The organism is Dyella marensis (assembly GCF_900112865.1).
GTDB lineage: Bacteria > Pseudomonadota > Gammaproteobacteria > Xanthomonadales > Rhodanobacteraceae > Dyella_D > Dyella_D marensis_A.
In genome coordinates this window covers 608305-627886 of the sequence record NZ_FONH01000002.1, presented here as the reverse complement: position 1 = coordinate 627886, position 19582 = coordinate 608305, and the positions used below count along the sequence as shown (strand labels likewise).

12 protein-coding genes are annotated in these 19582 nt (G+C 67.0%); 6 read left to right on the top strand and 6 right to left on the bottom strand.

Translation table 11 applies throughout. The features are described from left to right. The first annotated feature begins 334 nt into the window (after positions 1 to 334). A complete protein-coding gene (locus BM172_RS05640) occupies positions 335 to 913 on the top strand; it encodes a cysteine hydrolase family protein (RefSeq protein ID WP_051548954.1) in 579 nt (192 codons plus the stop codon). Here the strand turns inward: BM172_RS05640 and BM172_RS05635 are convergent. Then, entirely contained in the window at positions 882 to 1694 is an 813-nt protein-coding gene (locus BM172_RS05635) for a glycosyltransferase family 2 protein (protein WP_026636320.1), read from the bottom strand. The genes BM172_RS05640 and BM172_RS05635 overlap by 32 nt on opposite strands. 192 nt (positions 1695 to 1886) lie before the next feature. After that, entirely contained in the window at positions 1887 to 2666 is a 780-nt protein-coding gene (locus tag BM172_RS05630) for an IclR family transcriptional regulator (protein WP_026636321.1), read from the bottom strand. A 191-nt stretch (positions 2667 to 2857) separates the two neighbouring features. Here BM172_RS05630 and fucP point away from each other — a divergent pair, with 191 nt between their 5' ends. The 5 genes from fucP to BM172_RS05605 all read left to right on the top strand — a co-directional run bounded on the left by fucP (position 2858) and on the right by BM172_RS05605 (position 14484). Then, a complete protein-coding gene (fucP, locus tag BM172_RS05625) occupies positions 2858 to 4135 on the top strand; it encodes an L-fucose:H+ symporter permease (protein WP_090423548.1) in 1278 nt (425 codons plus the stop codon). 10 nt (positions 4136 to 4145) lie between these two features. Continuing rightward, positions 4146 to 4484, top strand: coding sequence for an L-rhamnose mutarotase (locus BM172_RS05620; protein ID WP_428844754.1), 339 nt, complete (start codon positions 4146 to 4148; stop codon positions 4482 to 4484). A gap of 1117 nt (positions 4485 to 5601) precedes the next feature. Next, positions 5602 to 12210, top strand: a complete 6609-nt coding sequence (locus tag BM172_RS05615; RefSeq protein ID WP_026636324.1) for an ESPR-type extended signal peptide-containing protein — start codon at positions 5602 to 5604, stop codon at positions 12208 to 12210. Positions 12211 to 12251: 41 nt separating this feature from the next. After that, positions 12252 to 13073, top strand: coding sequence for an OmpA family protein (locus BM172_RS05610; RefSeq protein WP_026636325.1), 822 nt, complete (start codon positions 12252 to 12254; stop codon positions 13071 to 13073). 208 nt (positions 13074 to 13281) lie between these two features. Next, the gene (locus BM172_RS05605) at positions 13282 to 14484 is read left to right on the top strand and encodes an alginate lyase family protein (protein WP_026636326.1); all 1203 of its coding nucleotides are present in this window, start codon (positions 13282 to 13284) and stop codon (positions 14482 to 14484) included. A gap of 186 nt (positions 14485 to 14670) precedes the next feature. Here the strand turns inward: BM172_RS05605 and BM172_RS05600 are convergent, their stop codons facing one another. The 4 genes from BM172_RS05600 to BM172_RS05585 form a co-directional block, all read right to left on the bottom strand. After that, entirely contained in the window at positions 14671 to 16218 is a 1548-nt protein-coding gene (locus tag BM172_RS05600) for an RICIN domain-containing protein (protein WP_051548956.1), read from the bottom strand. Positions 16219 to 16465: 247 nt separating this feature from the next. Further along, positions 16466 to 17857 carry a sugar porter family MFS transporter gene (locus BM172_RS05595; RefSeq protein WP_035323785.1) on the bottom strand — a complete coding sequence of 464 codons (1392 nt, stop codon included), beginning with the start codon at positions 17855 to 17857 and terminating at the stop codon, positions 16466 to 16468. A gap of 61 nt (positions 17858 to 17918) precedes the next feature. After that, positions 17919 to 18821, bottom strand: a complete 903-nt coding sequence (locus tag BM172_RS05590; RefSeq protein WP_026636328.1) for an SMP-30/gluconolactonase/LRE family protein — start codon at positions 18819 to 18821, stop codon at positions 17919 to 17921. Next, positions 18818 to 19582: an SDR family NAD(P)-dependent oxidoreductase gene (locus BM172_RS05585; RefSeq protein ID WP_051548957.1), complete on the bottom strand. Its 765-nt coding sequence runs from the start codon at positions 19580 to 19582 to the stop codon at positions 18818 to 18820. The genes BM172_RS05590 and BM172_RS05585 overlap by 4 nt, the downstream gene beginning before the upstream one ends.

The window sequence follows — 19582 nt, the reverse complement described above, 5'->3', positions numbered from 1 at the left end:
TGTCCCGTCAAAAAGGCGAGGACTCCTGTCCTCGCCCCCTTCGGGGCCTCATCGTCCAGCCCTCACCGCCGCGCCAAGGGGGTTGAAGATCAAGAGCCAGAGCAAAAGCCAGAGCAAAAGCGCACAAGCGGAACGCCGCAGGCTGCGCCGCGAGCTCTTTCCCCTCGCCCCGCCCTGGGAGGGGGCGGGGCGAGGGGGAACGCTTATGCATGCGAGAAGAAGCACACCACTTGGCCTGACCATTTGTGCATGCGCGAGCGAAGCCGCCATCCTCTGCACACCCCATTGATCCCCCCAATGCCACCGTGCGCACGCTCGTCACCCGGAGACCGCCATGGTCCAACCCCACCGCCAGGCGCTGCTGATCATCGACGTGTTCAACGACTTCCGCTTCGAAGGCGGTGTCGCGCTGGCCGAGCAGTTCCGGCCGGTGATTCCCATGCTCGTGCTGCTGCTCGAACACTTCCGCGGCTGGGGTGTGCCGGTGGTCTTTGTCAACGACAACTTCGATTGCTGGCACGAGGATATGCACGGTGTCATCGCCTACACCCGCGAAGTCGGACACCCGGTTTCGCGCGAAGCGGCCGATGCGTTGATGCCCAGGCAAGGGGACGTGCGGCTGCTCAAGTCGCGGCATTCGGCGTTCTACCGGACCCAGTTGCCGGCATTGCTCGAACACTTGCTGGTGGAGGAGCTGGTGCTGGCGGGTATCGCGGGTGACGCCTGCGTGCTTACCACGGCGCTGGATGCCCACGTGCATGGCTACAAGGTGGCGGTGGTGCGCGATGGCATCGCCAGCCAGACGCCGGCGCGCAACCGCCGGGTGTTGGAGCACCTGCACGAGACGCTGGGCATGAAGACGCCCAGCGTCGAAGAGCTGGTCAGCCGGGTCCCCCGGGAAGGCCGGCGCTGAGATGGACGCCGTCGGCGGCCATGCGTACGCGGTGGTGTTCGACCAGGGCATGGCGTTCCTGCGCCAGGCGATAGCTTTCGCGCAGCTGGCCATAGCCGAACAGATGCCTTGAAGTGGCCCAGGTGATGCGGGCCACGTCCAGCAGCGGACGGAAATGGCTGTGGCGGAATTGCGCGCCGTAGCGCGAGGGGATGGGCACGGAGACGACGTCGACGCCGGCCTCGCGGCAGGCGCGGATCAGCAGCGATGCTTCGTAGGCGAAGCCTTCGGTGGTGGTGTCGGCCATCTCGAGCACGGCGGGCGGATACCAGCGCTGGCCGCTCTGCGTATCGGCGATGCCGCGCGCGCAGGCCCAGGAGATGCCCCAGTCGGCCACGCGGTTGGCCAGGTGCCTTGCGCGCGGTTGGCGTTCCGTGTCGAGCATGCGCGCGCCGATCACCAGGCTGCCGGGATGGCGCTTGGCCGCCGCCAGCATGTACGGCACATCGTCGGCCTGGTGCTGGCCGTCGCCGTCCATGGTCAACACCGCTTCGAAACCGCTCTGCCGCGCGGCGCGCAGGCCGGTGCGCAGCGCCTCGCCCTTGCCGTGGCGGCCATCGTGGCGCAGCAAGGTCACGCCGGGGTGGCGCGAGACGATCTTGTGGGTCGCGTCGGTGGAGCCGTCATCGACTACGCAGATCGGCACGCCCAGCCGTTGCGCACCGTTGAGCACGCCGCCGATGGCGCGTTCCTCGTTGTGGCAGGGGATCACGATGCACCAGCGCGGAAGGGACGAAGGCATGGCGCGCTCCTGGCGGCGTCAGGTACGCCAGTGTCGGTATAGACGGCGTGGCAGGGCGTGAAAAAGACATGCTGGCGTTCGTTAACGCGCGGCGACTGGCGTAGGTTGGGGTGAGCCGCAGGCGAACCCCAACGTGGCGGTCACGTGTGAGGTCCGTTGGGGTTCGCCTTCGGCTCACCCCAACCTACGCGTTCAATCGGCGCGGGAAGGGCCGCCATACTGCAGCGTATCGGAGATGTCCGCCGCCGCCTGGCGCAGATGCTCCAGCGTCAGCTTCTCGCTGATCGCCGAGGCGCGCCGTTCGATGAAGGGCACCGTCAGCGCGCATACCGCGCTGCCATGCTGCAGCACCGGCGCGGACAGGTCGGTCACGCCGTCGACGATATGGCTCGCCGCGGTGGCGTAACCGTGAGTACGCACCTGCGTCGCGTGCCGCAGCAGCTTCTTGCGATCCAGCTCCGGCTCGTGCGCGGCGATCATGTCCAGCCACAGCTTCTGCACTTCGTCGGTCTGGAACGCCAGCAATACATGGCCGGAAGTCGCCTGCGACATCGGGCGGCGGTGGCCGACGCGCACCACCAGGCCGATCTCGCCGGGCGGGTCGATGCGCGCGATCACCACGATCTGCTCGCGCGACGGCACCACCAGGTGGCAGGACTGGTCCACCGCGTGGGCAAGGCGATGCATCACCGGCAGGGCCGCTTCCACCGCGCTCTTCAACGGCGGCTGCTCCATCCCTAAGCGGAACAGCCGCGGGGTGATCGAGTAACCGGAGTCGCCTTCGCCGCGCATGATGTAGTCGCGCTCTTCCAGCACCTGCAGCATGCGGAAAATCTCGCCGCGCGAACGGCCCACACCCTCGGAGACTTCGGCGATGCTCAACGGGACGTGCGAGCCGGCGAGCAGCTCCAGGATGTCCAGGCCTTTGTCCAGCGCCGGCGCGCGGTACTTGGGTGTGCTCTTCTTCGGCATGCTTCAGTTCCCCTCCGTGACCGGCAAGCTTGCCTCAGCGCGCCGTGCCTTGCCATGCGCCGGGGGCTGCGTTGCTGCGTTGCATCTTGTGCTACGGGTGAAATTGCTGTTCATATTTGCACAATCAGTCGCGACTTGTCCCTGCGGGGACGACAGCTAGCGGGGTGGGCGGTTTGCAGACGACAACGGAAATGCCGCCGATGGCGGCGTCCTCATCCCGGGCGGCGGGCCGCTCGCCGCTACCGCTGGCATTGATCGTCAGCCTGTTCTTCCTGTGGGGCGTGGCCAACAACCTCAACGACGTGCTGATCCCGCAGTTCAAGAAGGCGTTCGTGCTGAACGACTTCCAGGCGGGCCTGGTGCAGAGCGCGTTCTACCTGGGCTACTTCCTGGTGGCGATGCCGGCCGGCATCTATATGCGCCGCTTCGGCTACAAGAGTGCGGTGGTGTTCGGGCTGGCGCTGTACGGGCTGGGCGCGCTGCTGTTCTGGCCGGCGGCGCAGCAGGGCACCTACGGCTTCTTCCTGTTCGCGCTGTTCGTGATCGCCAGTGGTCTTGCCTTCCTCGAGACCTCCGCCAACCCGTTCGTGACGTTGCTGGGGCCGCGCGAAAGCGCGGCGCGCCGGCTGAACCTGGCACAGGCGTTCAATCCGCTGGGTTCGATCACCGGCATCCTGATCGGCCAGCATTTCATCTTCTCCGGTGTCGAGCACACGCCCGAGCAGCTGGCGGCGCTGAGCGCGGCAGAGCGCGCCGCCTTCGTCGCGCACGAGACGGCGGCGGTGCAATTGCCCTATCTGGCGATCGGCCTGGTGGTGCTGGCCTGGGGCCTGCTGATCCTGCTGACGCGTTTTCCCGCCGTGCATGCGGTGGAGGAGGGCGCCGTGCCGCGCGACCACGGCGCGCTCGCGCGCCTGCTCGGCGATCGCCGTTTCCTCGCCACGCTGGCGGCGCAGTTCTTCTATGTGGGCGCGCAGGTCGGCGTATGGAGTTACCTGATCCGCTACGTGCAGGCGACCATGCCCGGTACGCCGGCCAAGCTGGCGGCCAACTACATGCTGGTGTCGCTGGCCTGCTTCATGGCCGGGCGCTTTGCCGGCAGCGCGCTGATGCGCTATGTCGCGCCGCGCCGGTTGCTGGCGCTGTTCGCGGCGGTGAACGTGGCGCTGACCGTGTTCGCGGTGGCGGTGCCGGGCGTGGCCGGTGCGTGTGCGCTGGTGGCCTGCAGCTTCTTCATGTCGGTGATGTACCCGACGATCTTCGCGCTGGGCGTGGAAGGGCGCGGCGATGACGAGCGCAAGCTTGGCTCGGCCCTGCTGGTGATGACCATCATCGGCGGCGCGGTGCTGACCGCGGCGATGGGCGCGGTGTCGGACGCCGCGGGCATCTCGCGCGCCATGCTGGTGCCGGCGGCGAGCTTCGTGGTGATCTTGCTGTTCGCGCGCCTGCGCGGTGCGGTGGAGCGCTGAGGTGCCGCGGATGTATTTCGCACTGGACCTGCACGACGATCCGCAGTCGATCGCCGAATATGAGCGTTGGCACCGCCCCGGGCAGATCTGGCCGGAGATCGTCGCTTCGATCCGCGAAGCAGGCGTACTCGACCTTGAGATTTTCCGGACCAGGAATCGCCTGGTGCTGGCGATGGACGTGACGGACGACTTCGACGGCGCCGCCAAGGCCGCCGCCGATGCCGCCAACCCGCGCGTGCAGGCGTGGGAATCGTTGATGGATACCTTCCAGCAACGCCTGCCGTGGGCGAAGCCCGGGCAGAAGTGGGTGCCGATGGAGCGGATCTTCTCGCTGCGCGAGTGCCCCTGAAACGCGGCTGTCTTTTCCTGGCAGCCCTCGTCCTTTGCGGCTGTATTTCAATCTTCATGTAGGCCGGAAGTCATGGCGGACTGCCGCGGCATATGAGATGCGCGTGTCATTTCATTTGGACCTCTAAATGAGAATGGCCATCAGACAGCTGTCATCTATGTGAGTGCGCTTTCGGCGAATGTCATGCCAGGCATGACGCAGAAGTTCGTCAACTATGCATTGCACGAAAATTGAGTGACGTGCATCGCAAGTCGACAAAATCGCGCCTATAACTTTCGCAATACTTGACCTAATCTCGCGTGCGCGTCACCGGACGATTCGCATTGAAATTTTCCGGCGATGCCAACCGATCGTTGCACCTCGTACCTTTCCGGAAGAAAGGCCTGCGATGCGCACGGTCTCACAGAGCGGAGTGCTACAGGGGGCAGTTCAAAAGCGGCATCGCGCGTAACGCGTAGTGGCAGCAGATCGTCGATGCGAGGAGTCATTCCTTCGCGTCGCGGGGGCGTGTTGCCGAGCGACAGTGGTGCAGCGGTTTTGCTCGCGGAGCACGATGCGGAAGGCACGCAGCGTGAAAAGAAAATCGCAAACCACTCTGTGGAAAAACGCAATCAAGCCTTGCACGGAAGTTCATGGATAGTGCTTGCGCTTCAGTCTTGCAGTCACCGTTGCCGCGTAGTTTCGCGGCTTGGAACGGTGAGGCCAAAGAGAGATGGAAAGGGGGGCCTTCCCATGGAGGGAAGCGGCATACGCAACGGATTCGTATCCATCCAGATGGTCAGGACGTAGGAGTAATCGACATGACGTTGGTCGAGTCGGAGCGACACCAGCGCCCGCTGTTCCAGGGGAATCTCCAACCCATCGCATCACCGCGGCCCCGAGCCGCCCCACCCGATTGAGCAACTGATCCGGTCCGGATTCCGGAGACCGTTGCCGTGACGCGCGCGGAGCATACCGCGCGCGGATAACACGGGGCCGCGGAAAACCGAATACGCGCGTCGAGCGCGCCGACGGCGCGGAGCCTGGATGGCTCCGGGCCCGGAGCGCTTTGCGCCCGCAACATGGTTCGCCGCCGCTCCTTGCGCACCCCGCCCGATGCAAGAACGAGGAGATGGTAATGAACAAGATCCACAGCAAAGTCTGGAACCGCGCGCTGAACCAGCTCGTGGTGGTTTCGGAGCTGGCCACCAGCAATCCCGGTGGCAGCGCGCACGGCGCCGTGCGCCATCGATCGCGGCATCGATTGAGTGCCGGCCTTCTCCTCGGGCTGGCGGCGTTGGGCGGGAGCGCTTGGGTGTTGCCGGCGCATGCGCAGACGGTGGATTGCAGCGGGGCGCCTTACAACGCCTATAACAGCACGGCTTCGTGCATGGGCCTGAGTTCCGCGGCCAGCGGCATCGGCGCCACCGCGCTCGGTTCGCTGGCGCATGCCGACGTGCTCGGTGGCCTGGCGGTGGGCTACAACTCGCACTCGGCCGGACAGAACAGCGTCTCTCTCGGTTTCCAGGCGCTGTCGACCGCAATCAATTCGATCTATATCGGCGCACGCACCGGCTCGGCCGGCGCGACGGCCGGCGGTGCGATCGCCATGGGTACCGACGTAACGGCTACGGGCGGCAACTCCATCGCTATCGGCACCAGTGCAGCGGCCTCAACCACCAATGCCATGGCGCTCGGGCCGGGCAGTTCGGTGGACGCCAATTCGGTGAACAGCATCGCTGTCGGCTACCAGACCGCTGTCGTCAACTCGAACAACGCCCTTGCCCTTGGCTCGGGCTCGACCATCACTGGCGGTACCCACGCGACGGCAGTCGGCTGGCAGGCTTTGGCGACTAACCTCAATGCGGTCTACCTCGGCGCGCGTACCGTCGGTGTAGGTGCAGCCGGGCAAGGCGCCGTAGCGATCGGCACGGACGTGAGTGTTGCCGGCGACCAGGGCATCGGCATGGGCTTGCAGGCGAATGCGAGCCAAGCCAATGCGACGGCTATTGGCCGGCAGGCTGCTGCGACGGGCGCGGCGGCCCTCGCGCTTGGCGGCAACGCGACCGCAGGCGCTGCGGCATCGGGCAATAATGCCATTGCGGTGGGCGGCCAATCGACAGCGACGCAGGCCAACGCCATTGCCGTGGGTCTGCAGTCGAACTCGGCCGGTACCAATGCTGTTGCGTTGGGCACTCTGGCTGCGGCAACGCAGGCCAGTGCGGTTGCCGTCGGTTTGCAGGCGAGTGCGGGAGCAGCCAATGCCGTGGCGATGGGCGGTGCGGCCAATGCTTCGGGTGCCCAAGGCGTGGCGCTCGGATATGGAACCTCGGCGGGTGCTGCCAATGCTTTTGCGGCAGGCAATGCGTCCAAGGCGCTGGCGGCATCCACGGTGGCATTTGGCGACAGCAACACGGTCGCTGCCGCCTCGGGCACCGGTTCCATCGCCGCCGGCCACAACTCGCAAGTGAAGGGCGGCACCGGCGCCGTCGCGCTGGGTGAGGGCCAGGTCGTCACCGGCAATGGCGCGGTGGCGATCGGCGATCCGAATATCACCAACGGCAACGGCGCCGTGACGATGGGTGCAAACAACGTTGCGGCCGGCGACGCCGCCGGCACGACAGCGGCGGCTGGTGCGGTGGCGATCGGCAATACCAACCAGGCCATCGGCCAGGGCTCGGTGGCGCTGGGCAATGCCAGCAAGGCGCTGGCTGCCGGTGCGGTGGCATTCGGCGATACGGCAGTGGCCAATAACGCGGGCGACGTCGCGCTGGGTTCGGGTTCGACCACTACCACGGCGGTCGGTACGGCCAGCTACACCATCGCCGGCACGACCTACAACTTCGCAGGCACATCACCGACCCGCACCGTCAGCGTTGGCGCCGCCGGCAGCGAGCGCACCATCACCAACGTCGCCGCCGGCCGCATCGGGCAGAACAGCACGGATGTGATCAACGGTTCGCAGCTGTATGCGGTGACGCAGGCGGTGAACTCCCTCGCGGCGTCCAGCACGCCCATTCACTACTACAGCGTGAATGACGGCGGCACGCAGGGCGGCAACTATCTCAACAACGGTGCCACCGGATCCAATTCGATGGCGGCGGGTGTCGGGGCTGCCGCATCGGGCAGCCAGGGCGTGGCGCAGGGCTACCAGGCGAACTCGTCGGGCGGCGATGCCATAGCGCTCGGCACCAACACCGCGGCGTCGGCGACCAGCAGTATTGCGATCGGCGTCAACTCCTCGGCATCGGGAGCCAGCGGTTCCACGGCGGTTGGCGCCTTCTCCAGCGCCAGTGCCACCAATAGCGTTGCGCTTGGCGAATTCGCCACGGCATCCGCTGCGAATGCTGCGGCGGTCGGTCCCGGCGCGAAGGCCGCCGCGGCGAATGCGACCGCAATCGGCAATCTCTCGCAGGCGCTGGCGGCATCGACCGTGGCCTTTGGCGATTCGAACACGGTCGCCGCCACCGCCGGCACCGGCTCCATCGCCGGTGGTCGCAACTCGCAGGTGCTGGGCGGCACCGGTGCCGTGGCGCTGGGCGAGAGCCAGACGGTCAATGGCGATGGCGCGGTGGCAATCGGCGATCCGAATTCCGCGACCGGCACCGGTGCCGTCACGGTCGGTTCGAACAATACGGCCAACGGCACGGGTGCCGTGGCGATCGGCAGCGGCAATAGCGCGGTGGGCGCCGGCTCCATCGCCCTTGGCAACGGCAGCACCGTGCAGGTCAACGGCGGCGTGGCGCTGGGCAATGGCGCCAACGCGGTGCACGGTAATGATGTGGCGTTGGGTTCCGGCAGCGTGACGGACGTGGCGGTTGGTACGGGCAGCTACACGATCGCCGGCAATACCTACACCTTCGCCGGCACCGGACCCGATTCCACGGTGAGCGTGGGTTCGGTCGGCGCCGAGCGCACCGTCACCAATGTCGCCGCGGGCCGCATCAACGGCAACAGCACGGACGCGATCAACGGCTCGCAGCTGTATGCCACCAACCAGGCGGTGGACAACCTGAGCAACGTGGTGGCCGCAGGTGCCACGCATTACTACAGCGTCAACGACAACGGCACGCAGGGCGGCAACTACGCCAACAACGGGGCCACCGGCGTCAACGCACTGGCCGCGGGTGTCGGTTCCACCGCCACGGCAGACCGCAGCACCTCGCTGGGCCAGGGCACGGGTGTGTCGATTCTGGGCGGTGTCGCGTTGGGCGCGGGAGCGGTGTCCGATCGCGCGATCGCGCCGGCCTCCGGCTCGATCATCGTCGGCACCAATGTGATCCCGTACAACACCACGGATCGCAACCTGCTCGGCGCGGTATCGGTGGGCAACGCCACCGACTTTCGCCAGATCACCAACCTGGCGGACGGCACGCAGGACCAGGATGCGGTGAGCCTGCGCCAGCTGAAGGGCGCGATGAGTTCGTTCTCGGTGACGCCGATCAAGTACTTCCATGCCAACTCCGCGGCGACCGACTCGGCCGCGATCGGTGCGGAATCCGTCGCCATCGGTCCGCAGACCACGGTGAACGGCGACAACGGCATCGGCCTGGGCAACGGCGCGATCGTGCAGCAGACCGCTCCTGGCGGCACGGCGATCGGCCAGACCGCCACGGTGAACCTGGCCGATGGCGTGGCACTGGGCACCAATGCCACCTCCAACGGCATCCAGGCGATGGCACTGGGCGCGGGCACGCAGGCGGCGTTCGCCGGCAGCGTGGCGTTGGGCGCCGGTTCGGTGACCGACGCGGCGGTAGGCACGGCCAGCTATGCGATTGCCGGCACGACTTACAACTTCACCGGTACTACGCCCGGTTCGACGGTGAGCGTGGGCGCACCGGGTGCCGAGCGCACCATCACCAACGTTGCGGCGGGACGGATCAGCGGCGGCAGCACGGATGCGATCAACGGCTCGCAGCTGTACGCCGCCACCCAGGCCATCGACGCGCTCAACACCAGCGTCGTCGCCAACGCGATCCACTACTACAGCGTCAACGACGGCGGCACGCAGCAGTCCAACTACGCCAACAACGGTGCGACGGGCGTCAACTCGGTCGCGTCCGGCCCCGGCACGCTGGCAGCGGGCGTGGGCTCGGTCGCCATGGGCCATAACTCGCAGGTGCAGAGCGGCACCGGCGCGGTGGCGATCGGCGAAGGCCAGACCGTGAACGGCGACGGCGCCGTGGCGATCGGCGATCCGAATACGGTCTCCGGCACCGGTGCGGTGGGCATGGGTGCCAACAACACGGTCAACGGCAATGGCGCGGTGGCGCTGGGCAACGGCAACAATGCGCAGGGCGTCGGTTCGGTGGCCCTGGGCAATGCCAGCAGCGCGCTGGCGGCCGGTGCGGTGGCGTTCGGCAACGCGGCGACGGCGAACAATGCCAATGACGTGGCGCTGGGTTCGGGCTCGACCACCACGGCCGCGGTGGGCACGGCCAACACCGTCATCAACGGCACCACCTATGCCTTCGCCGGCACCAACCCGACCAGCACGGTCAGCGTGGGCAGCGTCGGCAACGAGCGCACCGTCACCAATGTCGCCGCCGGCCGCATCAGCGGCAGCAGCACGGACGCGATCAACGGCTCGCAGCTGTTCCAGACCAACCAGGCCTTGAACACCGTGGGCAACACGGTGACCAACCTGGGCGACTCGATCGCCAACAGCTACGGCGGCAGCACCACCTACGATCCGACCACCGGCACGCTCAACACCAGCATCACCTATGCCGGCAATACCTACAGCTCGCTGCAGCAGATCTTCAACCAGATCAGCGGCGTGGTGGACGGCGCGGGCATCAAGTATTTCCACGCCAACTCGACCCTGGCCGATTCGCAGCCCACCGGCACCAACAGCGTGGCGATCGGCCCGGTGTCCAATGCCACCACCACCGATGCGGTATCGATCGGCAACGGTGCCACCGCGGGCGCCAACGTGGGTGACGTGGCGCTGGGCGCGGGCAGCACCACGGGTACGGTGGTGCAGACCGGTAGCGGCACCATCGACGGCAACACCTACACCTATGCCGGCGCGACGCCGACCAGCACGGTGAGCGTCGGTGCCCCCGGCGCCGAACGCACCATCACCAATGTGGCGGCCGGGCAGGTCAATGGCGGCAGCACGGATGCCGTCAACGGCTCGCAGCTGTTTGCCACCAACCAGGCGGTGGAGAACCTCAGCAGCACCGTCACTGCCAATGCCACCCACTACTACAGCGTCAACGACGGCGGCACCCAGGGCGGCAACTACGCCAACAACGGCGCGACGGGGGCCAATGCACTGGCCGCCGGCGTCGGCGCCAGCGCCACGGCAGCATCCGGCACGGCGCTGGGCCAGAACACCGGCGTCTCGGTGCTGGGCGGCGTGGCGCTGGGTTCGGGGGCGGTGTCCGATCGCGCGATCGCGCCGACTTCCGGCTCGATCCTGGTCGGCACCAATGTGATCCCGTACAACACCACCGACCGCAACCTGCTCGGCGCGGTATCGGTGGGCAATACCACCGACTTCCGCCAGATCACCAATGTGGCGGACGGCACGCTGGACCAGGACGCGGTGACCTTGCGCCAGCTGAAGGGCGCGATGAGTTCGTTCTCGGTGACGCCGATCAAGTACTTCCACGCCAATTCCACGGCGAGCGATTCGTTGGCGGCGGGTGCGGAATCGGTGGCGGTCGGTCCGCAGACCACGGTCAATGGCGACAACGGCGTGGGCATCGGCAACGGCGCGATCGTGCAGCAGACCGCTCCGGGCGGCACGGCGATCGGCCAGAACGCCACGGTGAACCTGGCCGACGGCGTGGCGCTGGGTACCAATGCCACCTCCAACGGCATCCAGGCGATGGCGCTGGGCGCGGGTACGCAGGCGGCGTTCGCCGGCAGCGTGGCCCTGGGTGCGGGTTCGGTGACGGATGCGGCGGTCGGTACGGCCAGCACCACGCTGGCAGGCACCACGTACAACTTCGCCGGTACTACGCCGGTCTCGACGGTCAGCGTCGGCGCGGTCGGTGCCGAGCGCACGTTGACCAATGTTGCGGCGGGCCGCATCAGCGGGAGCAGCACGGATGCGATCAACGGCTCGCAGCTGTACGCCACCAACCAGACCCTGCAACAGCTGTACACCAGCCTGCAGAACCTCACCACCACGGTGAACAACCTGCCCTCACAGGGGCCGGGTAACGGCACCACCATCAACACCTATCAGACCAGCGTCGACAACACCAAGAACGCCACCGCTACCGGCAGCAACTCCACCGCGGTGGGCGCGGGCTCGACCGCCACCGCCGACAACAGCGTGGCGATCGGCGCCAACTCGGTGGCGAATACCGCCAATACGGTGTCGGTGGGCTCGGTGGGCAACGAACGCACCATCACCAACGTGGCAGCCGGCACCAACGCCACCGACGCAGTCAACGTGGGGCAGCTCAACGAGGCGATCGAGAGTGCGAAGAACTGGTCGAAGGACTACGTCGACCAGCGCTTCCAGACGGTCGACCGCGACCTCAACCGCATCGGCAACCGCGCCAACGCGGGCATCGCCTCGGCGATGGCGATGGCCAGCCTGCCGCAGGCCTACCAGCCGAACCAGAGCTCGGCGGCCGTGGCGGTAGGCACCTTCCACGGCGAGTCCGGCGTCGCCGTCGGCGTGTCCACCATCACCGAGAGCGGCCGCTACGTGTTCAAGCTCAACGCCACCACCAACTCGCGCGGCGATACCGGCGCGGGCGTCGGTGCGGGCGTGGTGTGGTGAGGGCGGGCATGACCATGAGCGATATCCAAGGAGCCAAATCCATGCGTAATTCCATCAAGCACATCGCCGTCGCCTCGCTCGTGCTCGCACTGGCCGCCTGCGGCAACGTCAGCCACGACATCGCCAGGGACGGCGGTTCGGCCAGCCAGATGGTGTGGCCGGAGCCGGGCGCGACCACGCCCATGCACAAGGGCGGCACCTTCCCCAACCTGGCCAACCTCCGGCAGATGAAGGCCGGCCTCAACAAGCCGCAGGTGTCGGACCTGATCGGCTATCCGCACTTCAGCGAAGGCGTGTGGGGCGTGCGCGAGTGGAACTACCTGTTCAACTTCCGCAAGCCCGGCAGCGACGAAGTGACGGTGTGCCAGTACAAGGTGCTGTTCGACGAGAACAAGCTCGCGCGCAGCTTCTACTGGAAGCCGGAGTCCTGCGCGGCGCTGCTGGACGAGCCCAAGCCGGCGGCGCCGGTTGCGGCCGCGCCCGCGGCGGGCAAGCCGCGCGTGCTGTCTGCCGATGCGCTGTTCGCGTTCGACAAGGCCGAGCTGTCGCCGGAAGGCCGCCGCACGGTGGACGACCTGGCCGCGGAGTTGCGCGGGCAGGGCGACAAGCTGCGCTCGGTGCGCATCGCCGGCTACACCGACCGGCTCGGTGGCGACGCCTACAACCAGAACCTGTCGCAGCGGCGCGCCGAGTCGGTGAAGGCCGAACTGGTGCGCTCGGGCGTGCCGGCGGGCGTGGTGACTGCCGAAGGATTCGGCAAGGCGGATCAGGTGAAGGACTGCCCGGATGGCAAGCGATCGGAACTGATCGCCTGCCTCGCGCCGAATCGGCGAGTGGAAGTGAAGGTGGATACCACCGAGTAAATCCGTCGCTGCATGGTTCTCTTCCCTCCGGAGCGAACGGAGGGAAGAGAGCTTGAAGCGCCACAGCCGTTAGAGCGCACGCATCGGGTCTCGAAAGAATTTGCCTGTGTGATGCATCGCCGCTTTTGCGATCCGTACGGCTGCGCGCCTTGCCCGGCCTCGGTTACAAAGCGTCCGCGCAGTGGTCGCGCTTTGAAGGTCTGGAAAGATGCGGTATTGGAAGTCCGGTGGTAAGCGCGCGCCGACGCTGGTCGCGCGCCTGATGATGGCGGCGCTCGCGGTCTGCGGCGCCGGTGCGGCGAGCGCCGAAGGCTCGACCTTCGTGCATCCTGGCCTGCTGCATACCGGGCAGGATTTCACGCGCATGCACACCAAGGTGGCGCAGGGTGCGCAGCCGTGGAGTGCGGGCTGGCAACGGTTGGTCGACAACCGCCATGCCTCGCTGGGCTGGCAGCCGCGCGCGCAAAGCATGGTGTACCGGGGGCGCGACGGCGCGCATCCGGAGAACTACTCCGTGCTGTTCAACGATGCCGCCGCGGCGTACGCGCTGGCGCTGCGCTGGAAGGTCTCGGGCGATGCGGCCTATGCGGACAGGGCGGTGCAGGTGTTAAACGCCTGGGGCGCGACGCTCACCGGCATCGGCGGCAACTCCGATCGTTTCCTGGCCTCGGGCATCTACGGTTACCAGCTGGCGAACGCCGCCGAGATGCTGCGCGGCTACAAGGGCTGGAAACCGGCGGACGTCGCGCGCTTCCAGCACATGATGCTGAGCGTGTTCTATCCCATGAACCACGATTTCCTGGTGCGCCACAACGGCGCCCGGGTCGATCACTACTGGGCCAACTGGGACCTGGCCAATATGAGCAGCATGCTCGCCATCGGCGTGCTGACCGATCGCCACGACATCTATCGGGAGGCGGTGAACTACTTCCGCCACGGCGCCGGCAATGGCGCGATCGAGCATGCGGTATGGAAGCTCCATGGCGGTGGGTTGGGCCAGTTGCAGGAAAGCGGCCGCGACCAGGGTCACTCGATGCTCGACGTCGCGCTGCTGGGCGCGTTCTGCCAGATGGCCTGGAACCAGAGCGACGATCTGTTCGGCTATGACGACAACCGCGTGCTCAAAGGTGCCGAATATGCTGCGCGCTACAACCTGGGCCAGGACGTGCCTTACATCAGCTACAGCAACAGCGATGTCACCCAGCCTGGGATTTCCCCCGCGTCCCGTGGCAATACACGGCCGGTGTGGGAGTTGATCTACAACCACTACGTGGTGCTGAAGGGCTTGAAGTCGCCGGCGGTGGCGGAGTTCGCGGCGAAGGTACGGCCGGAGGGTGGCGGTGGGGATTACGGGCCGAACAGTGGCGGGTTCGATCAGCTGGGGTATGGGACGCTGACTTACAGCCGGTGAATCATTGGCCGCAGCGAACCTCAATGTGCCGTGCACCGACATGGCGTGGCGATGTTGGGGTTCGCCTTCGGCTCACCCCAACCTACGGTTAGCGGCGTAGGTTGGGGTGAGCGCAGCGAACCCCAACGTGCCACGCACCGATATGGCATGGCGATGTTGGGGCTGACCCCAACCTACGTCGATGGTTCAGTGCAGGATCCACTGCTGCGGCGCCAGGCCGTTATCGGTCCATAGCTGCAGCTGTGTTCCATGCGTGGTCGAGCCGGCCGGGTCGTCCAGGATCAGCGAACCCGAGGCCTGGTTCAGCAGCTTGTAGCTGCCGTTGCCCAGGTCCATGAACTGCCAGTTCTGGTTGGCGTTGTTGGCGCAGCCCCACAAGGTGACGAGATTGCCGGGCGATGTACTGCCGCCGGTATTGTCCACGCACAATCCGGTCGCCTGGTTCTGGATGCTGAACCAGCCGCCGCCCTTGGCATGCACGGTCCAGTTCTGCACGGACAGGTTGTTGCAATCCCACAGTTCCGCGCTGGTGTTGTTGGCGGTGGACCAGCCGGTGTTGTCCAGGCACAGCGCTGGCGCTTGAACGCTTTGCAACGCATGCGTCGAGCCGTCCGCGGGCAGGCGGTTCCACGGTTCGCTGGCGAAGTACACGATGCAGCCGCCGTTGAGGTAGTCCGAGGCCAGTTCCAGGATGCTGGAGCCATCGGCCGCCGGCAGCAGGGCCGAGGAATAGTTGGGACAGTAGTTGTCGTACGCGCCCGGCACCTGCACCGGCGCGGCGATGGTGTACCAGTTGCCGCTGCCGTCCACGTTGGTGTTGGCGAACAGCACCTTGCCGTTGGAGGCGGACACGTTGCCGTTGGACTCGTACATCACCTGGCCGACCAGCAGGATCGCGCCGTTGGCCGACAGCACCGACGGGCTCCAGCGGTTGAGCGGAGCGTGCTCAAGATACTGGCCGGCGGCAGTCTGCACCCGCGTGCCCATGTTGGTGGGGTCGCCGTAGTTCCAGCCGTCGGTGGAGGTGCGCGAGAACACCGTGCAGGCCGCCGGTCCGCACAGCTCGTTGCTCATGAAGTAATGCCCGTTGGGCAACTTGCTTACCGTGATCATGCCGGGGCGGTCGCCCTGGATGGTGCTGCGGATGGTGTCGGTCCGGTCCTGCCAGGTGCTGCCGTTGTAGCTGCGGATCTGCGCGAGCTTCTGGCTGCAGCACGGGTCGGTCTCGTCGGACCAGAACATCACCAGCGCGCCGTCGCTGGCTACGCTGAATTCCGGTTCCCACAAGCCGCCATGGTTGTTGTCGGCGGCAAGCGCGGGTGTGCTGTGGTAAGTCCACGACACGCCCTGGTTGGTGCTGATGTAGACCTCCACCGCCGGGTTGCCGCCCGAGAAATAGGAGCCGGCGGAGATCAGCGTGCCGGCTGCCAGCGAGCCCACCTGCTGCGGCAGCTCGTACAGCGTGGCGCAGCAGCGCTCGCTGCTGCCGGGCGCGGTGGGCACCGGGCCGAGCAGGTTCCAGCTGGCGCCGTTGTCATTGCTCTGGAAGATGATGCCGTTGGTGCTGGCGATAAGGCGGCCGTAGGTGTTGGCAGGGCCGTGTTCGAGCCGTACCACGCGCGGGTAGAGGGTGCTGCCTTGCAGGACGGTGCCGGTTGCCGCGTGGGCGGAGCCGATGCAGGCGAACAGGCACACGCTGAGTACACAGGACCACCAGGAACGGATGCGATGCATGACGTTCTCTCCGGATGAGTTGGTGGCGTGTGGGTGAAGGCGTGGTGCGCGCGGGCCGGTAGGTCCGGCCTCGCTTTGACTACTGCACGTAGCGATCGTGCTTGTATCGAATCCCAGACTGGAATCCTTCTCCCTTCGGGAGAAGGTGGCGGCAGCCGGATGAGGGTACGGGCGGAGTGAGGCGCACCACTCCGCCCGTACCCTCGCCCCAACCCCTCTCCCGGCGGGAGAGGGGCCGGTCGAAACGTTACCGGCCGATGTCGCGCAGCCGCTTGCCAGCCATCAGGTTCCGCTCGATCTGCTCCAGCGTCACGCCCTTCGTTTCCGGCACCAGCCAGAACGTCAGCACGATGAACACCGCATTGAGCGCGGCATACAGCCAGAACGTCGAAGCGTTGCCGATGGTGTTGAGCAGGCTGAGGAAGGTGAAGCCGACCACCATGTTGGTGATCCAGTTGGTGAAGGTGGAGACGCCGATGCCGAAGTCGCGGCCCTTCAAAGGCTGGATCTCCGAGCACAGCGTCCACACCAGCGGGCCGGCGGACATGGCGAAGCCGACGATGAAGAACAGCAGCATCGCCACGCAGGTGTACTGCTCGGTCTGGCCGTTGATGCCGCCGTTCATCAGCGCGCCCACCACGCCCAGGCCCACCGCCATCACGGCGAAGCCGGTGTAGAGGATGGGCTTGCGGCCCCAGCGGTCGATCAGGGCGATGGCAATGAAGGTGGCCAGCACGTTGGTCAGGCCGACCAGGGCGGTGAACCACATCTGCGCGGCCGTGTCGTAGCCCATTTCCTGGAAGATGCGCGGCGCGTAGTACATCACCACGTTCATGCCGGTGAACTGCTGCATGATCTGCAGCAGCGCGCCCAGGAACACCGAGCGGCGGAAATTGGGGTTTTCCGCGAACAGGTCCCAGCCGCGCTGCGGGGTCTTGAGCTGCTCCTCGATGTCGGCGGCCTCGCGCGCCACCACCACCTCGTCGCCGCGCAGGCGGCGCAGCACGTCGATCGCTTCGTCGCGGCGGCCGCGCATCATCAGCCAGCGCGGGCTGTCGGGCAGGCCGAGCACGCCGAGCAGGAACAATGCGCCGGGAATGGCGATGACGCCGAGCATCCAGCGCCAGGCACCGTGGTAGCTGAGCGCGGTGTCGGAGAGGAAGGCGACCAGGATGCCGATGGTGATCATCAGCTGGTAGGTGGAGATCATCGCGCCGCGGATATGCTCCGGCGCCACTTCGGCCAGGTACAGCGGCGCGGTGAAGGTGGCGATGCCGATGGCCAGGCCCAGGATCACGCGCGCGGCGATCAGGGTTTCCGGCGACCAGGCCAGCCCGCACAGCAGCGAGCCGATCACGAACAGGATCGCGCCCAGGATCAGCGAACGCTTGCGGCCCAGGTGCGAGGACAGCCAGCCGGCGCCCAGTGCGCCTACCGCGGCGCCGAACATCATGGAGCTGACGATCCACTCGATGGTGTGGTCGCTGATGGCGAACTCTGCCTTGATGAACTGCGAGGCGCCGGAGATCACGCCGATATCCAGCCCGAACATCAGGCCGGCCAGCGCGGCGAGCACGCAGGTATAGATCACGGTGCCCTTGACGTGGGCGGTGGGTGTGGCGATGGCTTGGGAGTTCATGGAACTGACGACCTCGCTGGCGTGAAGGGTGAACCGCCGATGGATGAGAGCGAACGATGGATCAGGAGGAGCGCCCGAAACCGGGCGGCGCTCCGCGGAAACGCGGTTCGGGCAGGCCGCTCGCGCCGGCGTCCGCCGCGAACAGCGCGCCGGCCAGCGGTTGCGTCGCCAACGCCGCGCTGGACAGGCCATCGCGTGCGCTGGTGATGTAAAGCGTGTCCAGCGGCGAATCGCCGAAGGCCGGACGGGTAGGTTGCGTGGCCGGCACCTCGACGATGCGGTCGACCCGGCCGTCCGGCGCGTAGCGCACCACGCGGCCCAGGCCCCATTGCGCATTCCACAGACAGCCCTGCGCATCCACCGCCGAGCCGTCCGGCTCGCCGCGCTCGTCGTCCACGCGGGCGAACACGCGCGGCTCGCCGCAGCGGTCGCCGTAGTCGCAGCACTGGATCACACGGGAGGGCGAGTCGCAGAAATACATGGTGCGGCCGTCGGGACTGAAGGCGACGCTGTTGCTGATGCCGATCCCCGGCAGATTAAGCCGCTCCAGCGTGAGGTCCGCGTTGAGGCGGTAGAACGCACCGATCGGTTGGCGCGTCTCGCCGGCGGCGGGCTCGTGCAGGGTGCCGAACACGAAACGGCCCTGGCGATCGCAGGCGCCGTCGTTGAGGCGGGTGGGCAGGTCCGGTTCCACCGAGACGAGCGGCAGCAGCAGGTCGTCTTCCGGACGGAAGAACGCCAGGCGCGTGGCGAGCCCGAGCAACAGCCAGCCATCGGCTTCGCACAGCGCCAGGCAGCCGAGGCGTTCGGGCATCTCCCAACTGCGCGTCGCGCCGTCGGCCGGCCGGTGCCGCCACAAGGTCGCGGCCTGGATGTCGGTCCAGTACAGCGCCTGCTCGCGTTCGCACCACAGGATGCCCTCGCCCAGCGTATTGGCAGGGTGGTGGACGACGCGCGCGTTCATACCCAGCCGCCGTCCACCAGGAAGGACTGGCCGGTGCACATGCGGCTGTCGTCCGCGCCGAGGAACAGCGCGGCGCGCGCCAGGTCCTCGGCCATCAGATAACCGGGCAGGCACTGCACGCGCTTGATTTCTTCTTCGCCCGCCGCGTCCAGCCACAGGCGGCGCTGCTTCTCGGTGATCACCCAGCCCGGCACCAGCGCGTTGATGCGGATGCGATCGTGGCCGAGCTCGCGCGCCAGGCCGTTGACCAGGCCGTGCACTGCCGACTTGGCCATCGCATAGATCGGATAGCCGGCGTTCTTTTTCATCCAGCCGGTGGAGCCCAGGCAGATCACCGAGCCGCCGCCAAGTGCGCGCATGTCCTCGCGCACGGCCTGGGTGGCGAAATACTGGTGGCGCAGGTTGATGGCGATGCTGCGGTCGAACTGCTCGCCAGTGGTATCGCCGAAGGTATGGCGCACGTCATTGGCGGCATTGTTCACCAGCACGGCAACCGGGCCGTGCGCTTCGCGCGCGGCGGCGATCGACGCCTGCAGCGCATCGAGATCGGTGATGTCGCAGGGCAGGAAGCGCGGCGCGTGGCGTTCGCCAGCCAGGCTCTGCGCGAGCGCCTCGGCGTGCTCGCGGTCGATGTCGACGAAAGTCACGCGGCTGCCCTGGCGCGCGAAGTGCTCGACGAAGGCGGCGCCGATGCCGGTGGCGCCGCCGCTGACGAAGACATGGCGATCGATCAGGCTGGGGTAGGTAGCGAACTGGCTCAT